The following is a 17455-nucleotide window of genomic DNA, read 5'->3' as shown; positions in this document are numbered from 1 at the left end:
GTGCCGCGCCGCGATGAGGCCTCCGGAGACGGGGCGTCCGGCCGCGGGACGGGCGAGAAGGCCGCGGAGACGTCCGGCGGTGACCAGGCGACCACCATGTTCCGGGTGCCGCGCCGCGATGAGGCCTCCGGAGACGGGGCGTCCGGCCGCGGGACGGGCGAGAAGGCCGCGGAGACGTCCGGCGGTGACCAGGCGACCACGATGTTCCGGGTGCCGCGCCGCGCTGAGGCCGGGGACGAGGCCGCGGGTGCTTCCGGCGGGTCCGCCTCGCGGGCTCCGCAGAGTGACGAGGACGGCGAGGCGCCGTCCGCGGACGACTCGGACGAGGCACCCACCGGCTCCGCCGCAGACCGGGCGTCCGCGCCCGGAGTCGACCAGGCGACCACCATGTTCCGCGTGCCGAAGCGGGACGAGGCCGCCGACCGGGGCACGGCCGTGTTCCGCGCGGCGCGGGCCGCCGAGCCGAAGCCCGGGGACCAGCAGGACAAGGACAAGGTGCAGGACAAGGCGCAGGGCAAGGCGCCGGAGAAGACGCGGGACGGGGCCGCGGCCGACCGGCGGCCGCCGGTCGACCAGGCGACCGCCGTGTTCCGCGCAGTCAGGCCCGCCACTCCGCCCGCCACGCCCTCCGCGACGCCGCGTGAGGAGCCGGCCGCCGAGCGGACCAGCAGGTTCGTGCCGTTGCAGGACCCGGACAGGGCCGCGGAGCGCGCCGAGCCCGCGTCCGTGGCGCATCCCGAGCGGACGACCCAGCAGCCCCTGCCACCGAAGCCGCCGCTCGACCTGCTTGCCGAGCTGACGAACACGCCGCCGCCGCCGGAGACGCCGCTGCGGACGACCGTGCGCCGGATCAAGATCTGGACGCCGCTGGTGCTGCTCGTGCTGATCGTCTTCGCGGTCGTGCAGGCGGTGCGGCCCCTGCCGCAGCCCACCCTCGCACTGGCCGGTGAGCCGACGTACTCCTTCGAGGGCGGCGGGCTCGACCTGCCCTGGCCCGGTGAGGGTCAGTCCGTCGTGGAGGTCGACGGCGTCGGCAGGATGGGCAGCGAGGGCGCGCAGAAGCCCGCGCCGATCGCGAGCGTCGCCAAGGTGATGACGGCGTATGTGATCCTCAAGGAGCACCCGCTCAAGGCCGACGAGCAGGGCGAGGAGATCACCGCCGACGCGCAGGCGGAGAAGGAGTCCTCGGCGGTCGACGAGTCGACCGCGCCCATGAAGGAGGGCCAGAAGTTCACGCAGCGGCAGATGCTGCAGATGCTGATGATCCCGTCCGGCAACAACGCGGCCCGGCTGCTCGCCCGCTGGGACAGCGGCGGTGACCAGGAGGCGTTCGTCGAGAAGATGAACGACGCCGCCGCGGATCTCGGCATGAAGGACACCACGTACACGGACCCGAGCGGTCTCGACTCCAAGACCGTCTCCACCGCGAACGACCAGCTGAAGCTGGCGGCGGCGGTCATGCAGAACGAGGTCTTCCGGGACACCGTGGGGAGGGCCGAGGCCCGTATCCCCGGTCTTGAAAACAAGATCATCAACAACAACTCGCTGCTCGTGACCACGCCCGGCGTGATCGGCATCAAGACGGGCTCCTCCACCCCTGCGGGCGGCAACCTGATGTGGGCCGCCACGACCGAGGTCGACGGCGAGACCCGCCGCATCCTCGGCGTGGTGCTGGGCCAGCAGGCCGACACGGGGGTCGTGTGGGACAGCCTGGAGATGGCCCTGGACAACAGCAGGAAGCTGATCCAGGCCGCCCAGCAGGAGGTCACCTCGGCCACGGTCGTGAAGAAGGGCCAGGTCGTCGGGTACGTCGAGGACGGCCTCGGCGGCCGGACCGCCGTGGTCGCCACCAAGGACCTGAAGGCTGTCGGCTGGTCCGGGCTGAAGGTGACCCTGAAGCTCACCGACGGCGGCGAGACGGTGCCGCACGAGGCGGCGGCGGGCACGGAGATCGGCACGCTGTCCGCGGGGTCGGGCGCGGGCCGGGTCGACGTACCCGTGGCGCTCCAGGGCGACTTGGCGGAGCCCGGCTTCGGCGACAGGCTGACCCGTATCTCCTGACGTGCACGGTCGACGACGACGGTTCTCGCACGGCCCCGCGCCACTGGCGGCAGGGGCCGTGCGTGCTAGCGTCGCGAGAGTTACGGGGAACCGGGGCGCGCGGGGACGACGCGCCCGCATGCAGTCGCTTGCACTCATCGGGGGTACGAGGCCGGGGACGACACGGGGAGAGCCGACGTGACCACCGCGGAACCGACGCGCACCGATGATGATCATGACCACCTTCAGGGACGCGACGACCGGCGCGGCAGTGGTGGCGTGTGCGGCGACACCGATGCCGACACCACGCCGCGAATACCGGCCGTGACGCCGGAGGCACTCGAGACCTCCGAGACCTCCGAAGCGTCCGAAGACACTGAACCGTCCGAGACCTCCCGCACACCCGAAGCCTCGGGAACGGCCGGAACGCCGGGGGATGGGCCGGACGACGCGCCGGCCGGTCTCCGGCGCCGGCTCCTCTCCCACCCGGTGGCCGTCACGACCGTCGTCGCCGCTCTCGCCCACCTCGTCTGGTTCTTCGCCTTCGCCAACAGCGGCGGCGACCTCGCCGCACAGGACGCCTGGGCCGAGTTCGTCGGCCGGCACCCCGACTCGGCGTACAACCTCGCCTGGTACGGCGGCATGCACCCCGTTTCGTACAGCATCATCTCGCCGTACGTCATGTCGGTCTTCGGTGTCCGTACGACGATGATGCTCGCCGGGACCGCCTCCGCCGCGCTGCTGGCGCTGATCCTGGTGCGCAGCCGTGTCGTGCGCAATCCGCTGCCGCCCGCGCTCGCCGGGGTCTTCGCGCTGCTGTGCAACGCGGCCTCGGGGCGGGTCACCTTCGGGCTCGGCATGGTGTTCGGCCTCGCGGCCGTGGGCGCGGTGTTCTGCTGGCCCTGGCGCTGGCGGGACAACCGCAGGGCGAAGGCGGCCACCGCGGCCGTACTGGCCGCGCTCGCCACCGCGGGCAGCCCCGTCGCCGGGCTCTTCGTGGGGGTCGTCGCGGCGGCACTGTTCCTGACCGGGCGCAGGCCCGCGGCGTACGCGCTCGGCCTCACCCCGGTCGCCGTGGTGGCGTTCTCCGCGTGGCTGTTCCCCTTCCGCGGGCAGCAGCCGATGTCCTTCGGCTCCGCCTCACTGCCGGTCATCTTCGGCGTGGCGGTCTTCCTGGCCGTGCCCCGCGACTGGCGCACGGTCCGGGTGGGCTCCGGGCTCTACGCTCTCGGCGTGCTGCTGACCTGGCTGATCGACTCGCAGATCGGCAGCAACATCACGCGCCTCGCGATGATCTTCGCGGGGGTGGTGCTGCTGGCGGCCCTGCCGTTCGCGGTGCCGCGCAGCCGCAAGTGGTACGCGATCCTGGTCGCCTTCGCAGGCCTGAACACCTGGATCGCCTTCAAGTCGGTCGACGACGTCGTGCACACCACCCCGGCCGCCTCCTGGGCCCGTGAACTCGCCCCGCTGGTGGACCGCCTCCAGCGGGTGGGCGCGGAGAAGGGGCGGGTCGAGGTGATCCCGGCCCGCAGCCACCGGGAGGCGTCCGCCCTCGCCCCGTACGTCAACCTCGCCCGCGGCTGGAACCGCCAGGCGGACATGGAGCGCAACCCCCTCTTCTACGAGGACGAGGAACACCCCCTCACCTCCGAGACCTACCGGGACTGGCTCAGGCGGTGGTCCGTCCACTACGTCGTCCTGCCGGTCGGCGAGCCGGACGGCGCGGGTGTCCAGGAGGCGGAGCTGGTGGTGAACGGCCAGCCCTACCTGTCCCTGGTGTGGAGCGACGCCAACTGGCAGCTGTACGAGGTCGAGGACCCGACGCCGCTCGCCGACCCGCCCGCGACCGTGGACCGGGCCGGAGCGGGCGAGCTGGTCATCGAGGTCAAGCGGGCCGGCCGGGTCCTCGTACGAATCCCGTACTCGCCGTGGCTCGGGCTCGTCGACGAAGAGGGCAAGAGCGTGGAGCCGCCGCGGAAGACCGGCGAGGACGAGGAGACGGGCGAGGAGACCTACGTCAACAGCAACGGCTGTCTGATGAAGGCGGAGGAGGACGAGCAGGGCGACGAGTGGACCGAACTCCTCGCCCCGAGGGCCGGCACCTACCGCCTCGCGGCCCCCTACCGACTGCCCCGAGGCACGCCCTGCCCCGAACAGATGCGCGACTGAGTGCCGCGCTCCGCCGGCAGTCCGGCGCGCCGGCACGCGGTCCTTCGCCCTGTCGCGCCCACGCGGTGGTTCCGGCACGGTCCGCACGGTCCTGTCGGCATGGTTCTGTCCGCACGGTCCTGGCGGTCCTGGTGATGCGGCACGGTCCGGCGGTGCCGCACGCTCCCGGTCTCGCGTGCGGCGGTCTGACCGGTTCCTGACATGTGCCGTCCACGCTGACGGCATGGCTTCATCATCACCCCGCCCGTCACGTCGACGGCCCCGTGCGCTGAGCCCGCGCGGGAGGGCAGCCCCCACGACCGTGCACTCGAACCGCCTGGGCATGACCGCCGCGGCTCTGGCCCTCGCCTCGGTGCTCGCCGGATGCGGCGGCCATGCGAACGCCCCGGCCGAAGCGCAGGACGCACCCGTAACGCGGGCAGCCGCTCCCGGAACCACGCAGGCGGTGCCGCCGCCCGCCGGTGAGCCGCCCGCCACGGCCGTCCCGGCCCGGCTGCCGGGCCTGGGGCCCCGGACACTCGCCCACATCCCCGAGGGCACGCGCCAGGTCCTCCTGGTGACCGGCCGCGGCAAGGACTCCCCGGAGTCCCGTGCGGTGCTCTACCGGCGTACGAGCGCCGGCTGGGAGCCGGGGGCCACCTGGCCGGCCCACAACGGGTTCAGGGGCTGGACCGACGATCACCACTTGAACGACCTGCGCTCGCCCGTCGGCGTGTTCACCCTCACCGATGCCGGCGGTCTGCTGGCCGACCCCGGCACGAAGCTGCCGTACGACCGCTCGGGAGGCTTCACCATTGGAGGCACGGGCTTCGAGGGCGAACCACTCGCCGGCTCGTTCGACTACGTCGTCGCGATCGACTACAACCGCAGGACCGGTACGTCCCCCCTCGACTGGACCCGGCCCCTCGGCGCCGGCAAGGGGGGCGGCATATGGCTGCACGTCGACCACGGGGGTCCCACGCGCGGCTGCGTGAGCCTGAGGAGGACGCACATGAAGGAGCTTCTGCGGGCGCTGGACCCCGGCCTGCGGCCGGTGGTCGTGATGGGTGACGCCGGATCGCTCGCACACTGACGTCCAGGGGTCCGGTGTCCGGTGTCCGGGATCGGATCAGGGGCCGGGCCGGGACGCCGGGTTGCTCGCCCGCCGACGCCCGGGTCGCACCGAAGGGCCGCCGGAGGCACCTCGCCTCCGGCGGCCCGTCCACGCGTTCCGCTCAGCGCGCGGAGCCCGCCTTCCACTCGCTCCACGGCATGTTCCAGCCGTTGAGGCCGTTGTCGGCGGCTATCGTCCCGTCGCCGGAGTTCTTCACCACGACGACGTCGCCCACGAGGGAGTTGAGAGGGACAGGGCGGTGAGGGCCGGTGCGCCGCGGGTCCTGGAGCGGATGCCGGGCCGGAGGCGGGCTCGGATGCCGGGCCGGATGCGGTGACGTCTGCCGGTTCGGTGCATGGGGTCTCCGTCGTGCGGGGTGAGTGGCGTGGGGCCCCGGGGCGGGGGTCGCCCGGCCCCGTGCCGGCGGGCCCGCAGCCGTACGCCGCCGATCCGCCGTGACGGCGGCCGCGGTATCGCGCCCAGGGGTACGTCGCCCAGCCTGGACGGCGGATATCAGGAACTTGTCAGGGTGTGGGAAGTGCCGCTCACCGGCCCGTTTCCGGCCCCGCGCGCATAAGGTCGGCCGGGTGTGCGCACATATCCTGGTCGCCGAGGACGACGAGATGCAGGCCGAACTCATACGCCGCCTGCTCCTGCAGGAGGGGCACACGGCCGTCGTCGTCCACGACGGCCGTGCCGCGATCGACGAGGCCGGGAGGAACAGACCCGACCTGGTCGTCCTCGACCTGATGCTTCCCAGGATCGACGGCCTCGGAGTCTGCCGCGTCCTGCGCCGGGACGACGACGTCCCGGTCCTCATGCTCACCGCCCGCACCGCCGAGGACGACGTGCTGCTCGGCCTCGAACTCGGGGCGGACGACTACATGACCAAGCCGTACAGCCCCCGGGAACTGATGGCCCGCATCCGCACCGTGCTGCGCCGCACGCTGCGCCCCGCCGCCGGCGGCCCTCCACCGCTGAGGGTCGGCGCCATCCGTGTGGATCCACTGCGGCACTGGGTGACCTGTGACGGAGCGCCCGTCACCTGCACTCCGGGCGAGTTCGCGATCCTGGCCGCCATGGCCGCGGAGCCGGACCGGGTGTTCTCGCGCCGCCAACTGCTGCGGCACACCAGCGGCCATGACCGTGCCTCGACCGAACGGGCGGTCGACGTGCACATCATGAACCTCCGCAAGAAGATCGAACCGGATCCGCGCAGACCCGTGCGGCTGCTGACCGTCTTCGGCGTCGGCTACAAGCTCGTCGGCGACCGCGGTGACTCGTAGCCGCAGCTCCGGCCCGGGCCCGGCAGTCGGCCCCGGCCCCGAACCCGAACCCGGCCCCGAACCCGAACCGGGCCCCGAACCGAACGAACCCGGTCCCGAACCCGGCCCCCGCCTTCCGTGGCGCAAGAGCCTGCTCGTGCGGCTGCTGATCACCTCCGTGGCGATCGCCGTCGTCTCCGTGGGCGCCACCGCCTGGCTGGCGGTGCAGACCACCACGCGCGCCATCCAGGAGGAGCGCGGCCAGGTGCTCTCCGACGACATCGACATCCTGCGGCGGCTCAGCGGCTTCGCGGCGACGCACCCGGACTGGAACGGCGTACAGGACTCGGTGCGGACCCTCTCGCGCACCACGGGCAGACGGATCGCCCTGACGACCGGGAGCGGGCGCGTCATCGCCGACTCGGCCGACCGCGGTACCGCCCTGCCCGCCCGTGCCTCGGCCGTGGTCGATCCGCTGCGCACCGACACGTACACCCAACCGGGGGCGCAGCTCGACGGCGTCGACCCGCGGGCGGTGGGGCCGTACCTCCTGCCGGCCGCGGAACGGGCGGACGTCGAGGCGCGCGCGGAGAAACGCCTCGCGTGCATGCGGCACCACGGCAGCGACGGACGGATCGTGCGGGTCCCCGGCGGCCGCTCGGTGATCGGGCCGCCGGCCGGAGCCGGGGGAGCGGCGGGCGCCGGATCGGACGACGTGCCCCTCGAATGCGCCGACGGAGTGCTCAACACCCCTACGCCCACCGAGAAGAAGGCGCTGGCCGAACTCACGAAGCTGACCGACGCCTGCCTCGAGCACGAGCGCGAGCGGGACCGGGACGTCTCGCGGGCGGACACAGCCACCGACGTGCCGGACTTCAAGGCCGCGCTCGACCTGCCGATGGTCATGTCGCTGAAACGCGACCCGGTCACACAACGCTGCCTGGAAGAGGCGCGCCGCACCCAACTCGGCCCCTACGTCGCCCCGGTGGCCAGTCTCTATCTGGGCAGCCCGGGCCGGCAGCCGTCCGGGCTCGACCTCTCTCCGGCGAACAAGGCCAAGATCGTCGGTGTCACGGGACTGGTCCTCGCCGTCACCGTCGCCATGACCGCGGCGGTCGCGATCCGCCTCGTACGTCCGCTGCGGGCCCTGACGGCGGCGGCCCGGCAGCCGCCGCAGCGGCACGCGCGGGTGGCCGTCACCACCGACGACGAGACCGGCTACCTTGCCGCGGCCTTCAACGATCTCACCGCCCGCCGCGAGCGCATGGAGGCCCAGCGCAAGGCCATGGTCAGCGACATCGCGCACGAACTGCGGACGCCGCTGACCAACATCCGCGGCTGGCTGGAGGTCACCCGCGACGGGCTGCTCGCCCCGGACCCGGGCCTCATCGCCTCCCTGCACGACGAGGCGCTGCTGCTCCAGCACATCATCGACGACCTCCAGGACCTCGCGGACGCCGACGCCGGCACGCTGCGGCTGCACCGCGAGCCGGTGCCGGCGGAGGAACTCCTCGCCCAGGTGGCGGCGGCCCACCGGACCGGCGCGGAAACCGCGCGGGTCCGCCTGCGCATCCGCGCCGGATCCGGCGTGTGGCTCGACGCCGACCCGGTGCGGATGCGCCAGACCCTGGGCAACCTCGTCTCCAACGCGATCCGGCACACCCCGGCGGGCGGCACGGTCACGCTCACCGCCCGCCGGGAGGACGGCGGCCGGGCCGCCGTCCTCGCCGTGGAGGACACCGGCAGCGGTATCGCCGCCGAGGACCTGCCGCACGTCTTCGAGCGCTTCTGGCGTGCCGAGAAGTCCCGCAGCAGGCGTACGGGCGGCAGCGGGCTGGGCCTGTCCATCGTCCGCCAGCTCGCAGCGGCGCACGACGGCACCGTCACCGTGAGCAGCGAGCCCGGCGCCGGGGCGGTGTTCACCGTCCGCCTCCCCCTGGCGCCGGCGCCGGACAGCCCCGCGCCCTGACGCCCGGTGGTCACCCGGCGGCCTTCGTGGCGGCTGGCGCATCGCCGTACCGCCCCGGGGCGTCCGGCCCGTGCCGCCGGCCGGGACGGCCGGGGCGCCGGGACGCGCGTCCCAGCCGGTGGGGCAGAGGGTGCTCGTGCGCACCCGTGGGGGAGGATGCTCTACGCCACCGGCCAGGCGATGTCGCAGACCTCGTCGTCCGGACCCGCGGCGTCCCAGTCCACGGGGAGGTAGATCTCCCGGCACGGACCGGTGGTCCGCAGGCCCTGCTCCCCGATCCACCGTTCCACCGCCTCGTACGCGGAGAGGATCTGCGGGTGGGCGACCTGGGTCTTGGTGATCCTGGTGTACACCAGGCGGTGCGCCGGCTCGGTGCGGACGGTGACCGAGCCCCGGCCGCCGTGCGCCTCGGCCCAGGCACGGGCCGCCGCGGCGTCCGCGACCGGTACGCAGGCCTCGGCGGGGCCGTCGCTCTCCATGGACACCTCCGAGTGGTACAGCACCTGCGGCGCCCCGGCGATCCCGCCGCACTCGCGTGCCGCCTTCTCCAGGCGGCCCAGCGACTCGCCGATCCACGGCGGCAGTTCGTGCGCCAGCAGGTGGCGCGTCTCCGTGAGCACCGTCTGTTCCGCCTCCTCGCGGGTGGCGATCTCGAACCTTCCGTCCACTGCGGGGCTCCTTCCCGAGAGCCGTTCGCGGAGGTGCAGCGCCAGCGCCTTCTGCGCGGCGACGCGTTGCTCGACCCCGGCCCAGTACACGGCGAGTTCGTCCGCCGCCCGCGGCCCCGGCAGCTCGACCAGCTCGGCGATCCTGGCCAGCGGCATGTCGAGCTGCCGCAGCAGCGCGACGAGCCGGGCGCGGGCCACCTGGTCGGCGCGGTACCAGCGGTAGCCGGTGTCCTCGTCGACCCGGTCGGGCCGCAGCAGGCCGAGCCGGTCGTACAGCCGCAGGGCCTTGGGCGACAGCCGGGACCTGCGGCTGAACGCGCCGATGCTCAGGCTTTCGCCGGGTTCCTTGGGGTGCATGAGGTCATCCTCCGTCCCGGGCGCTTTGCCCGGTGCGACGACCCTGGCCCCTGCCCCAGGGGAAGGGTCAATCCGCCGAAGGCCCTGTGCCCGGCGGGGGGTTTCATGCATAGTGGTGCACCACTTGATCGGCGGGACCACCCATCGGTGCGGCACAAGAGGGTTCCATGGCGTGTGAGCGTTGCGGCGGGGAGCGCGGCCCCCTGCCGGGTATGGGCTGCTTCTGTCCGACCCCTCCACCCGAGCCGTCCTGGATCTCCAAGGCTCTGGTGGCGACCACCGTCGGGATGCTGATGTTCGGGGTCGGCGGGACGCTCATCCTGCTGCTGACGCCGGAGGAGCGCCGTGCCGAGCCCGTCGCGGGCGGTGACGTCGACGAACTGCCGGACTTCCCCGGGCGGGTCAACCCTTCGGTCGCGCTGCCCCTGGAATCACCCTCGCCCGCGCCCTCCACGGCAACGTCGAGCACCCGGTCGCCGAGCGCCACGTCCGGGCCGCGGCCGACGGACGCGGACAGTGGGAGGCCGAAGCCCCCGGCCGGGCCCGGCGGCACGTACACCCTGTGGGCCGGCCATGGCTGCACGACGGGCAACTACTGGGAGACCGGGCGCTACGGCGGCGGCTACGGGGTCTACGACCAGGGCGGGCACGGTGGCGGCCACCACGGGGACGACGGGTACGGGGACGGCTACGGGGACGGCTACGGCGGCTGGTACGACCTGCCGTACGGTGGCCACCGGAACGCCTTCTGCGACGGCAGCTTCGCCGCCGTACCCATGTCCGGCAGCGCGGACCAGGACGGCGGCAACGCCGCGACCTGGGCCTGGAACATCGGCGAGCGCTACCGCTCCTGCTCCATAGCGGTCCGTGTACCCGACAGCGGCGACCCCTCCGACACGGCAGGCGACCCGACCCACTACCAGGTGCTGGCCGACCCCTTCGACGTCCGCTCCGGTTATGACTCCTTCCGCATCCGCCAGACCGTCCACCGCGGCGAACTCGTCGACGCCGGCACCTACCCGGTGCGGGACGGCCGCATCGCCGTACGCCTGACCGACCGCGGCGACACACGCGGCGGGCACCACGGCGCGGCCCAGATGAGGGCCACCTGCCACACGTCGTAGTTCCGCCGCACGCCGTCACGACCAGTCGTCCGGCCGGTCGTCCCGGCCGGGGACGAGGCGTTCCGCCGGCCCGCAGCGGCCGTCCCGGCCCCCGCCCCGCCATGGCCAGGGATCGCTTCCCCGGACGATGTCTGGCGCCGCTCTCCACGGGGTAGCACCTATGGCACATCGGGGCCCGGGAGGTGCCGCGGGCCGTCCGGTCGCGGGCCGTCGGGCCAGGTCCCTCCGGTCACGGTCCCTCCGATCACGCCACGTCCTCCGTGTCGTCAGCGCCGGACCGGTCCGCCGCGGAGGCGTGCCACAGACCGTGAGTGTGCGGCACGGGACAGGCACCCCGGCCCCAGTCCACCCAGTACACGCGCCCGAAGAAGGCCCACCAGGGCCGCCCGACGCGGACCACCACGCCGACGTGCCCGGCCTCCGTGAAGTGGCTCACGGGGTCTCCCACCTGAAAGACCGTCACTTTCACCGCATCCCATCCCTTGCGAACGGACGCCTGTCCCCGGACAGCGAGGGCGGGGCAGGCATTCGAGACGTGCCGAACAAACCCGGGTGGGATTCGAAAGACATGGGCGGGTCGTCGACCCCGTGCGTGCTGCGGACCGGGTGCCTACTCCACGCCTAGCGAACGATCCAGCGCGGCGGAAACCGCCATTCGGGTGAGGATGGGCGGGGTGGTGGTCGCCCGCCCGCGCCCCGCGCGCCCGTCACGTGCGCCGAAGCCGGGCGGCACGGCGATCGACGCCAAGCGAAATCAGCCGGTCGGATTGAAGTATCCGGTGAAAGTCCTGGTCAAGTGGACATTCTAGCTTCTGTCATATTGTGTCACTGGCGGAATGTCCGGCTCTGCGGCTGATACACATACCTCTCTCGGTGTCACCTGTAAGGCACCAGTACGAAATTCACGTGCCCTCTGCAACGGGCGCCGTGGTCCAAGGGGGAGTGGTGCCGGACATTCGCGAAACCCTTCACCGCGCCGGACACGGCACGCTCTGCCTCGCGCTGGAACAGTGCCGGGCGGACTGCGCCACCGCGGCCCTGGAGGTGCGCGGCCGGCCCGGTGGCGTGTTCCATCTGCGGCACGGAAACGTGGTCGCCGTCGAGACCGCCGGGGCCCCCGGCGTCGAGGCACTGCTGTTGCGGTCCGGCCGGGTCAGCGAGGCGGACTGGGCGGAGTTGCCGCAGGAGCGGGCGGCCCAGGGGTGGCCGGGCGCCACGCTGGTGTCGCGGGGACACATCGGGGCGGCCGAGCTCCAAGTGGTCTCGGCCATGGCCATGCGGGACGCGGTCTTCGCCGTCGTCGCGGGAGACCTGGCCGACTGCGTCACCGGTCAGGAGGACAGCCCGGTGGTCCAGGCCGGTCCCGGCGAGGACCCGCTGCAGCTGATGGACAACGCGGTCAGGAAGCTCGCCGCGCTCGCCGCCCTGCCGCAAGCCGTCCTGCCCGACCGGGAGCGGATCGTGGCCGGCCCCGGCACCGGCGGTCCGGCGGCGGAAGGGCTGGCCCCGCAACGGCGGGAGATCCTCTTCCTCGCCAACGGCAGACGCACCCCGCGGGACATCGCCTTCGCGCTCGGCCGCAGTGTCTACAACGTGACCGTCGAGGTCTCCCGGATGCTCGGCGAAGGGCTGCTGGAGCGAGCCGTGCGCAACGCCGGGTCCGGCGTGCCGAAGGTGTGGGCGGACCAGGCGCCGGTGCCGCGGCGCGCCGCCGCGGGCGAGCGGGAGCACGAGGACGGGGCGCTGCCCCGCCGCATTCCGGGGGCCAGCGGATTCATGGCAAGGACTCTCGCCGTCAGGGAATCCACGGCGAGTTGGAGAGAGCTCTTCCGGTTTCGGAACGGTACCCGGTCGGCAGATCCCGGGATCACGGATCCCTGAAGGGCTCGATGGAATCAGCAAGTGTGCGGAGGAGTTCGTGAATGAAACGTGAGTCGTTGGCCGGGGAAATGAGAGAACTCCGCGAGCAGGTGGCGGGAATCACCGACACCGCGGTCGCGGCGGTGGACGGGCTGCTGATCGCTGCCGACACGGAGGACGGCATCGAACCCAACGGCCTCGCCGCCCTCGCAGCGGCAGGCCTGGGTCTCGCGCGGCGTACGGCGGCGGCCACGGACCGGGGTTCGCTGCGTCGCACGGTGACGTACGGAAGCAAGGGCTGCGCGGCGGTGTACGCGCTGGACGACACCGCGCTGATGGTGATCCTCGGCGACGAGGGTCTCGACATCGAGCGGCTTCACGCGGAATCCCAGCCGATGCTCAGGCGCATCGGGGCCATCCTGTCCGAGGGGAAGTGACGAGCATGGCGACGAAACGCATGGCACAGGGGTTCTCGGAGCAGATCATGGCCCTGGTGAAGGCACTGCGCACCGAGACCCCCGACTGCGTCGCCGCCGGCGTCGTCGACATGGGGACGGGCATGCTCCTGTCGTACGAGACCGTGGACAGCCACCCGCCGGAGGTCCTGGACCTGCTGGCGGGAGCGACGCTGGACCTCTTCCAGGGCCGCACCGTGGTGATGATCGAGAACGTCTTCAAGGAACGGCGGGGCGTCCAGAGCGATCAGCACTACTTCCAGGAAATCCTGGTGAACAGCGACAACTTGACCCACCTGTTCATCCGGATGAACGAGAGCCAGGACGTGGTCGCTGTCGCGGTGTGCCGCAAGTCGGTGAATGTGGGCATGCTCTTCGCCCAGGCGAGACGGGTGATGAAGGAGTACGGCGGGATCTGAGTACGGCGGGATCTGAGTACGGCGGGATCTGAGTACGGCGGGACGGCAACTGACGGAGCGTCTGTCGACGGTCTCCTCCGGGGAGCGGGAGGGGACCGTGCCGTTTTCGGCGCGCACGCCACCTCCGCCGTGCCCGTCCGGCGCCGACCCCTTCGACGCCGGAGGGGCGGGCGGTATCAGATCCAGACGGGCCGGTCCGTTCCCCACCGGCTCGGCGAGCGGCTCCAGTTGCGTGGCGCCCCCTCGTAGTCCACCGGGCTCACGGCGTGGTCGAGCAGTCCGCAGGGCGACGCCGTCCTGGCCAGCCAGGGCTGCGGGCTGTAGGCGCCGCCCGCCGAGGGGGCGGAGCGGATGCCGTGCATCAGCCATGACGCGGTGCTCATGAGGGACAGCCGCAGATGCCGTCCACCGCCGACCGACTGACGGTCGGTCAGCGCACGCAGGACCGCCGCCGCGAGAAGGTACCCGGTCCCGTGGTCCAGTGCCTGCGCGGGCAGAACGCCGGGGGACCCGTCCTCGGACGCCTCCAGGGAGGCGATGCCGCTCCCGGCCTGGACCAGGCTGTCGAAGCCGCGCCGCGAGGCCCACGGCCCCGACCAGCCCCAGGCGTTCAGCTGTGCGACGACGAGGCCGGGATGCCGTGCGAGCAGGGCGTCGGGGGCCAGGCCGAACCGGTCGAGGGCGCCGGGACGGTAGCCGGTCAGCACGACGTCGGCCGTGCCGAGCAGGTCCTCGAAGACTCCCCGGTCCCCGGAGGAGCCGAGGTCCAGCAGCGTCGAGCGTTTGCCCATGCCGGTGTCCGCGTGGGTGTCCGCGTCCTCCGGGAGTCGGGGCGTGTCCACGCGCAGGACGTCGGCCCCCAGCAGGGCGAGCGTACGGCCCGCGACGGGCCCGGCGAGAACCCTGGTCAGGTCCAGGACGCGCACGCCGGCGGCCGGCAGCGACGCCGTCGGCAGTCTCCGCGCGGCGCCGTCCCCGGTGAGCCGCGTCTCGACCAGGGGAAGGGCGGAATTCCGCGCGGGCGGCGCCACGGCCACGGCCAGGCCCCCCGCCGCGTAGACGTCCTCCTGGACCGACCGCGCCGGGCGTGCGGCCAGCTCGGACGACAACCGCTCGGCCATCGCCCCGCCGTCACCCGTATCGGGTATCCCCAGGGCGTCCAGCAACCGGGCACGGTGGTGCGGGTAGTTGGCGTGGGTCCGCACCCAGCCGTCCGCCGCACGCCAGAAGCCCGACAGGGGCGCGAAGACCGTCGGAACCCGGCCGTCGATGCGCAGATGCCGCTCGCTGACGAACGCCGTGGCCACGGCCCCCTCCCGCACCCGTACCGCCGGCACCTTTCCGCCGCCCCGTGCAGCCAGCAGCTCCGCCGCGGCCAGTGAGCACACCCCCACGGTCGCCCGCGCCAGCTCCCTCACCGGCAGCCGTGAGGGCAGCACGCCGCCCGCCCCTTCGTACGACACTCTCTCGAGCAGCTCCGCCGGCCCGCCGAGGGCGGCCCAGGCATGAGCAGTCGCCTCGTCGTCGCGCGTCACTTCGTCATCGCTGTGCGTCATTCGACCAGCCTGCACGAACGCCACGGGGTGGGCGGTGTGATGTACGGGACACCGGGACACCGGGGCGGCGTGGTCGGCGCGCCGGGGATCGCGGCGGTCGCGCCCCGGCCGACGGCCGGGGCGGACGGACCGCTGCCTCGCCTCCGCGTCCCGGCCGGAAAGCGGAACCGGCACCGGCGGTCGGGCGCGGGCCACGGCGGCTCCGGCGAAGTCGGCCGAGCCGTCTGTCCGGGGCCGTCCGACCTGGGAGGGAGGCGGGCCCGCGGCCCCGCTCCGTGCCGGGTGTGCCGTAGCGGAACGGTTCGCCCGCCAAGGGACACCCGGCCGTGGCGGGGTGCTCCGGCCTCGTGTCGCGGCGCAGCGCCGAGGGTGCCCGTCTCTCCTCCGGAGAGGAGCGTTCGGCGCCGTTTGCCTCTGAGGCAAAACCTTTGTCAATCGGTCGGTGGTCCCTCTACTCTGACAGCCGTTAATACCCAGGGGGGTACCTGGAAGAGGTACTTGTTTGATGTCCCGTGCAGTGGATCTGGAAACCGCCGCCCAGTCATGGGCAGGTGCCGGGGGCTCGCCGCCAAGGTGCGAGAGACCCGCGAATACAGGCTAGGCCCTTTGCCGGGCGCGCGGCAGATGCCGCTCGACGCCCGCACTGGCCGTGTCGACGAGCCGCGACCGACCGTCCCGTCCGCGCCGTCCTCGCCGGCGGCGGGCGCGGCAGGATCGCGGCCGACTGAATGGCCGCCGACCGAACGACCGCCGCCGCGGCCGGCACCGGCACCGGCACCGGCACCCGCGGCCGACCGGGCCCGCTCGGCCGCGCTCGGGCCGCCCGCCGGTGAGCGGCCCAAGCGGTCCCTCCCCGGTGACCTCCGGCACCGCCCGGCGGCACCCCACAGATTCCTCGTCCCGCACCCGTACCGCTCCGCTCCAGAATGGGAGACCCCGTCTTGTCCTCCGTACCCCGCTCCGCTTCCGGGTCCCGGAAACACCGCGTACTGATCGTCGGCGGCGGCAGCGCCGGCATCAGCGTCGCAGCCCGGTTGCGCCGCGCCGGTGTCACCGACATCGCCCTGATCGAGCCCGCCGACACCCACTGGTACCAGCCGCTGTGGACGCTGGTCGGCGGCGGCCAGGCTCCGCTGAAGGAGTCCCGGCGCCCCGAGGCCTCCGTCATTCCCTCCGGCGTGCGCTGGATCCGCAGGGCGGCCCGGGCGGTCGACCCGGTGGCCCGCACCGTGGCCCTCGACGACGGGACCGAGGTCGGCTACGAGTTCCTGGTGATGGCCCCCGGCATCCAGCTCGACTGGAACGGCGTGCCCGGCCTGGCCGAATCAGTCGGCCGCGACCGGGTGAGCAGCAACTACTCGTTCGAGTACGCGCCGCGCACCTGGGACCTGATCAGGGCGACGCGCTCGGGCACCGCCGTCTTCACCCAGCCGGGCACCCCCGTCAAGTGCGGTGGCGCCCCGCAGAAGATCGCTTACCTGGCCGCGGACTACTGGCGCAAGCAGAAGGTCCTGGACGACATCCGCGTCGTGATGGTGCTTCCCTCCCCGGCCATGTTCGGAGTGCCGGTCTGGAGCCGGACGCTGGAGCAGGTCGTCAAGCGCTACGGGATCGAGGTGCGCTTCCAGTCCGAGGTCACCGCCATCGACGACGGCGGCCGGAAGCTGGTCGTCACCGACCGCACCTCCGGCGCCGAGGAGACACTGGCGTACGACATGGTGCACGCGGTGCCGCCGCAGAGCGCGCCCGACTGGGTCAAGGCGAGCCCGCTCGCCGACCCGGCCAACCCGCTCGGCTTCATCGAGGCCGACAAGCACACGCTCCAGCACCCGCGGTACCCCGAGATCTTCTCGCTCGGCGACGCCGCGAACCTGCCCACGTCGAAGACCGGGGCGGCGGTCCGCAAGCAGGCCCCCGTGGTCACCGCGAACCTGCTCTCGGTCATGAAGGGCGCCAGGCCCACCCGCATGTACGACGGCTACACGTCGTGCCCGCTGGTCACGGCCCGGGACAAGATGCTGCTCGCCGAGTTCGACTACGACCAGCAGCCGCGCCCGAGTTTCCCGCTGATCGACACCACCAAGGAACGCCGCGACATGTGGCTGTTCAAGCGGTACGGCCTGCCGCCCGTGTACTGGCACGGCATGCTCACCGGCCGTCTCTGACCGGCAGGCCGGCCGCCCCGAAGCGGCCGGCCGCCACCGACCGGCCGGCCCGGGTATCCCCTGCCCGGGCCGGTCACCCCAGGCCGAGGGCGACCGCAGGGAGCCCCAGGCGGAGTTCTGAGAGGTCCGAGAAGGAACAAGGGCCTCACCCTGATCCGATAAATACCCCTAGGGGTGTCTACACCTCGATACGGAGGCTTCCGTGTTCTTCGCCCAGTACTACCTCGACTGCCTGTCCCACGCCTCGTACATGATCGCCGACGAGACCACCGGCAAGGCCGTGGTCGTCGACCCCCGCCGTGACGTCTCCGAGTA

The 17455-nt window shown here is 72.9% G+C and carries 13 protein-coding genes; 10 read left to right on the top strand and 3 right to left on the bottom strand.

From position 1 onward, the window contains the following. The 5 genes from GUY61_RS02550 to GUY61_RS02530 all read left to right on the top strand — a co-directional run bounded on the left by GUY61_RS02550 (window position 1) and on the right by GUY61_RS02530 (window position 8536). Window positions 1-2061: a serine hydrolase gene (locus GUY61_RS02550; protein ID WP_313896473.1), complete on the top strand. Its 2061-nt coding sequence runs from the start codon at window positions 1-3 to the stop codon at window positions 2059-2061. 177 nt (window positions 2062-2238) lie between these two features. Continuing rightward, window positions 2239-4209 (top strand): MFS transporter, encoded by a 1971-nt coding sequence (locus tag GUY61_RS02545; RefSeq protein WP_398953973.1) that lies wholly within the window; start codon window positions 2239-2241, stop codon window positions 4207-4209. A gap of 322 nt (window positions 4210-4531) precedes the next feature. Next, window positions 4532-5281, top strand: coding sequence for a L,D-transpeptidase family protein (locus GUY61_RS02540; RefSeq protein ID WP_166628373.1), 750 nt, complete (start codon window positions 4532-4534; stop codon window positions 5279-5281). Between the two features lie 608 nt (window positions 5282-5889). Continuing rightward, window positions 5890-6588: a response regulator transcription factor gene (locus GUY61_RS02535; protein ID WP_166628372.1), complete on the top strand. Its 699-nt coding sequence runs from the start codon at window positions 5890-5892 to the stop codon at window positions 6586-6588. 136 nt (window positions 6589-6724) lie between these two features. After that, the gene (locus tag GUY61_RS02530) at window positions 6725-8536 is read left to right on the top strand and encodes a HAMP domain-containing sensor histidine kinase (RefSeq protein ID WP_313896472.1); all 1812 of its coding nucleotides are present in this window, start codon (window positions 6725-6727) and stop codon (window positions 8534-8536) included. Between the two features lie 161 nt (window positions 8537-8697). Here the strand turns inward: GUY61_RS02530 and GUY61_RS02525 are convergent, their stop codons facing one another. Continuing rightward, window positions 8698-9561, bottom strand: a complete 864-nt coding sequence (locus GUY61_RS02525; RefSeq protein WP_166628370.1) for a MerR family transcriptional regulator — start codon at window positions 9559-9561, stop codon at window positions 8698-8700. A 167-nt stretch (window positions 9562-9728) separates the two neighbouring features. Here GUY61_RS02525 and GUY61_RS02520 point away from each other — a divergent pair, with 167 nt between their 5' ends. Continuing rightward, window positions 9729-10685 (top strand): hypothetical protein, encoded by a 957-nt coding sequence (locus GUY61_RS02520; RefSeq protein ID WP_166628369.1) that lies wholly within the window; start codon window positions 9729-9731, stop codon window positions 10683-10685. 244 nt (window positions 10686-10929) lie between these two features. Here GUY61_RS02520 and GUY61_RS02515 read toward each other — a convergent pair whose 3' ends face one another. Next, window positions 10930-11121 (bottom strand): hypothetical protein, encoded by a 192-nt coding sequence (locus GUY61_RS02515; protein ID WP_166628368.1) that lies wholly within the window; start codon window positions 11119-11121, stop codon window positions 10930-10932. Between the two features lie 470 nt (window positions 11122-11591). Between GUY61_RS02515 and GUY61_RS02510 the strand changes: the two genes are divergently transcribed. Genes GUY61_RS02510 through GUY61_RS02500 form a run of 3 tightly spaced genes read left to right on the top strand, consistent with a single transcriptional unit; the run spans window position 11592 to window position 13419 of the window. Further along, window positions 11592-12566 carry a MarR family transcriptional regulator gene (locus GUY61_RS02510; protein ID WP_166628367.1) on the top strand — a complete coding sequence of 325 codons (975 nt, stop codon included), beginning with the start codon at window positions 11592-11594 and terminating at the stop codon, window positions 12564-12566. 41 nt (window positions 12567-12607) lie between these two features. Continuing rightward, window positions 12608-12982: a roadblock/LC7 domain-containing protein gene (locus GUY61_RS02505; protein WP_208105469.1), complete on the top strand. Its 375-nt coding sequence runs from the start codon at window positions 12608-12610 to the stop codon at window positions 12980-12982. 5 nt (window positions 12983-12987) lie between these two features. After that, window positions 12988-13419, top strand: coding sequence for a hypothetical protein (locus GUY61_RS02500; RefSeq protein ID WP_166628366.1), 432 nt, complete (start codon window positions 12988-12990; stop codon window positions 13417-13419). Between the two features lie 176 nt (window positions 13420-13595). Here the strand turns inward: GUY61_RS02500 and GUY61_RS02495 are convergent, their stop codons facing one another. Then, the gene (locus GUY61_RS02495) at window positions 13596-14975 is read right to left on the bottom strand and encodes a CoA transferase (RefSeq protein WP_208105468.1); all 1380 of its coding nucleotides are present in this window, start codon (window positions 14973-14975) and stop codon (window positions 13596-13598) included. Between the two features lie 941 nt (window positions 14976-15916). On the opposite strand from GUY61_RS02495, the gene GUY61_RS02490 reads away from it, so the two are divergent. Further along, window positions 15917-17140: an FAD-dependent oxidoreductase gene (locus GUY61_RS02490; protein WP_398953963.1), complete on the top strand. Its 1224-nt coding sequence runs from the start codon at window positions 15917-15919 to the stop codon at window positions 17138-17140. Window positions 17141-17455 lie beyond the last annotated feature (315 nt).

Origin of the sequence: Streptomyces sp. GC420, from assembly GCF_009916105.1 — a bacterium.
Taxonomy (GTDB): Bacteria; Actinomycetota; Actinomycetes; order Streptomycetales; family Streptomycetaceae; genus Streptomyces.
Note: the sequence above shows the minus strand (reverse complement) of the source record. Positions and strands in the feature narration are given on the sequence as shown.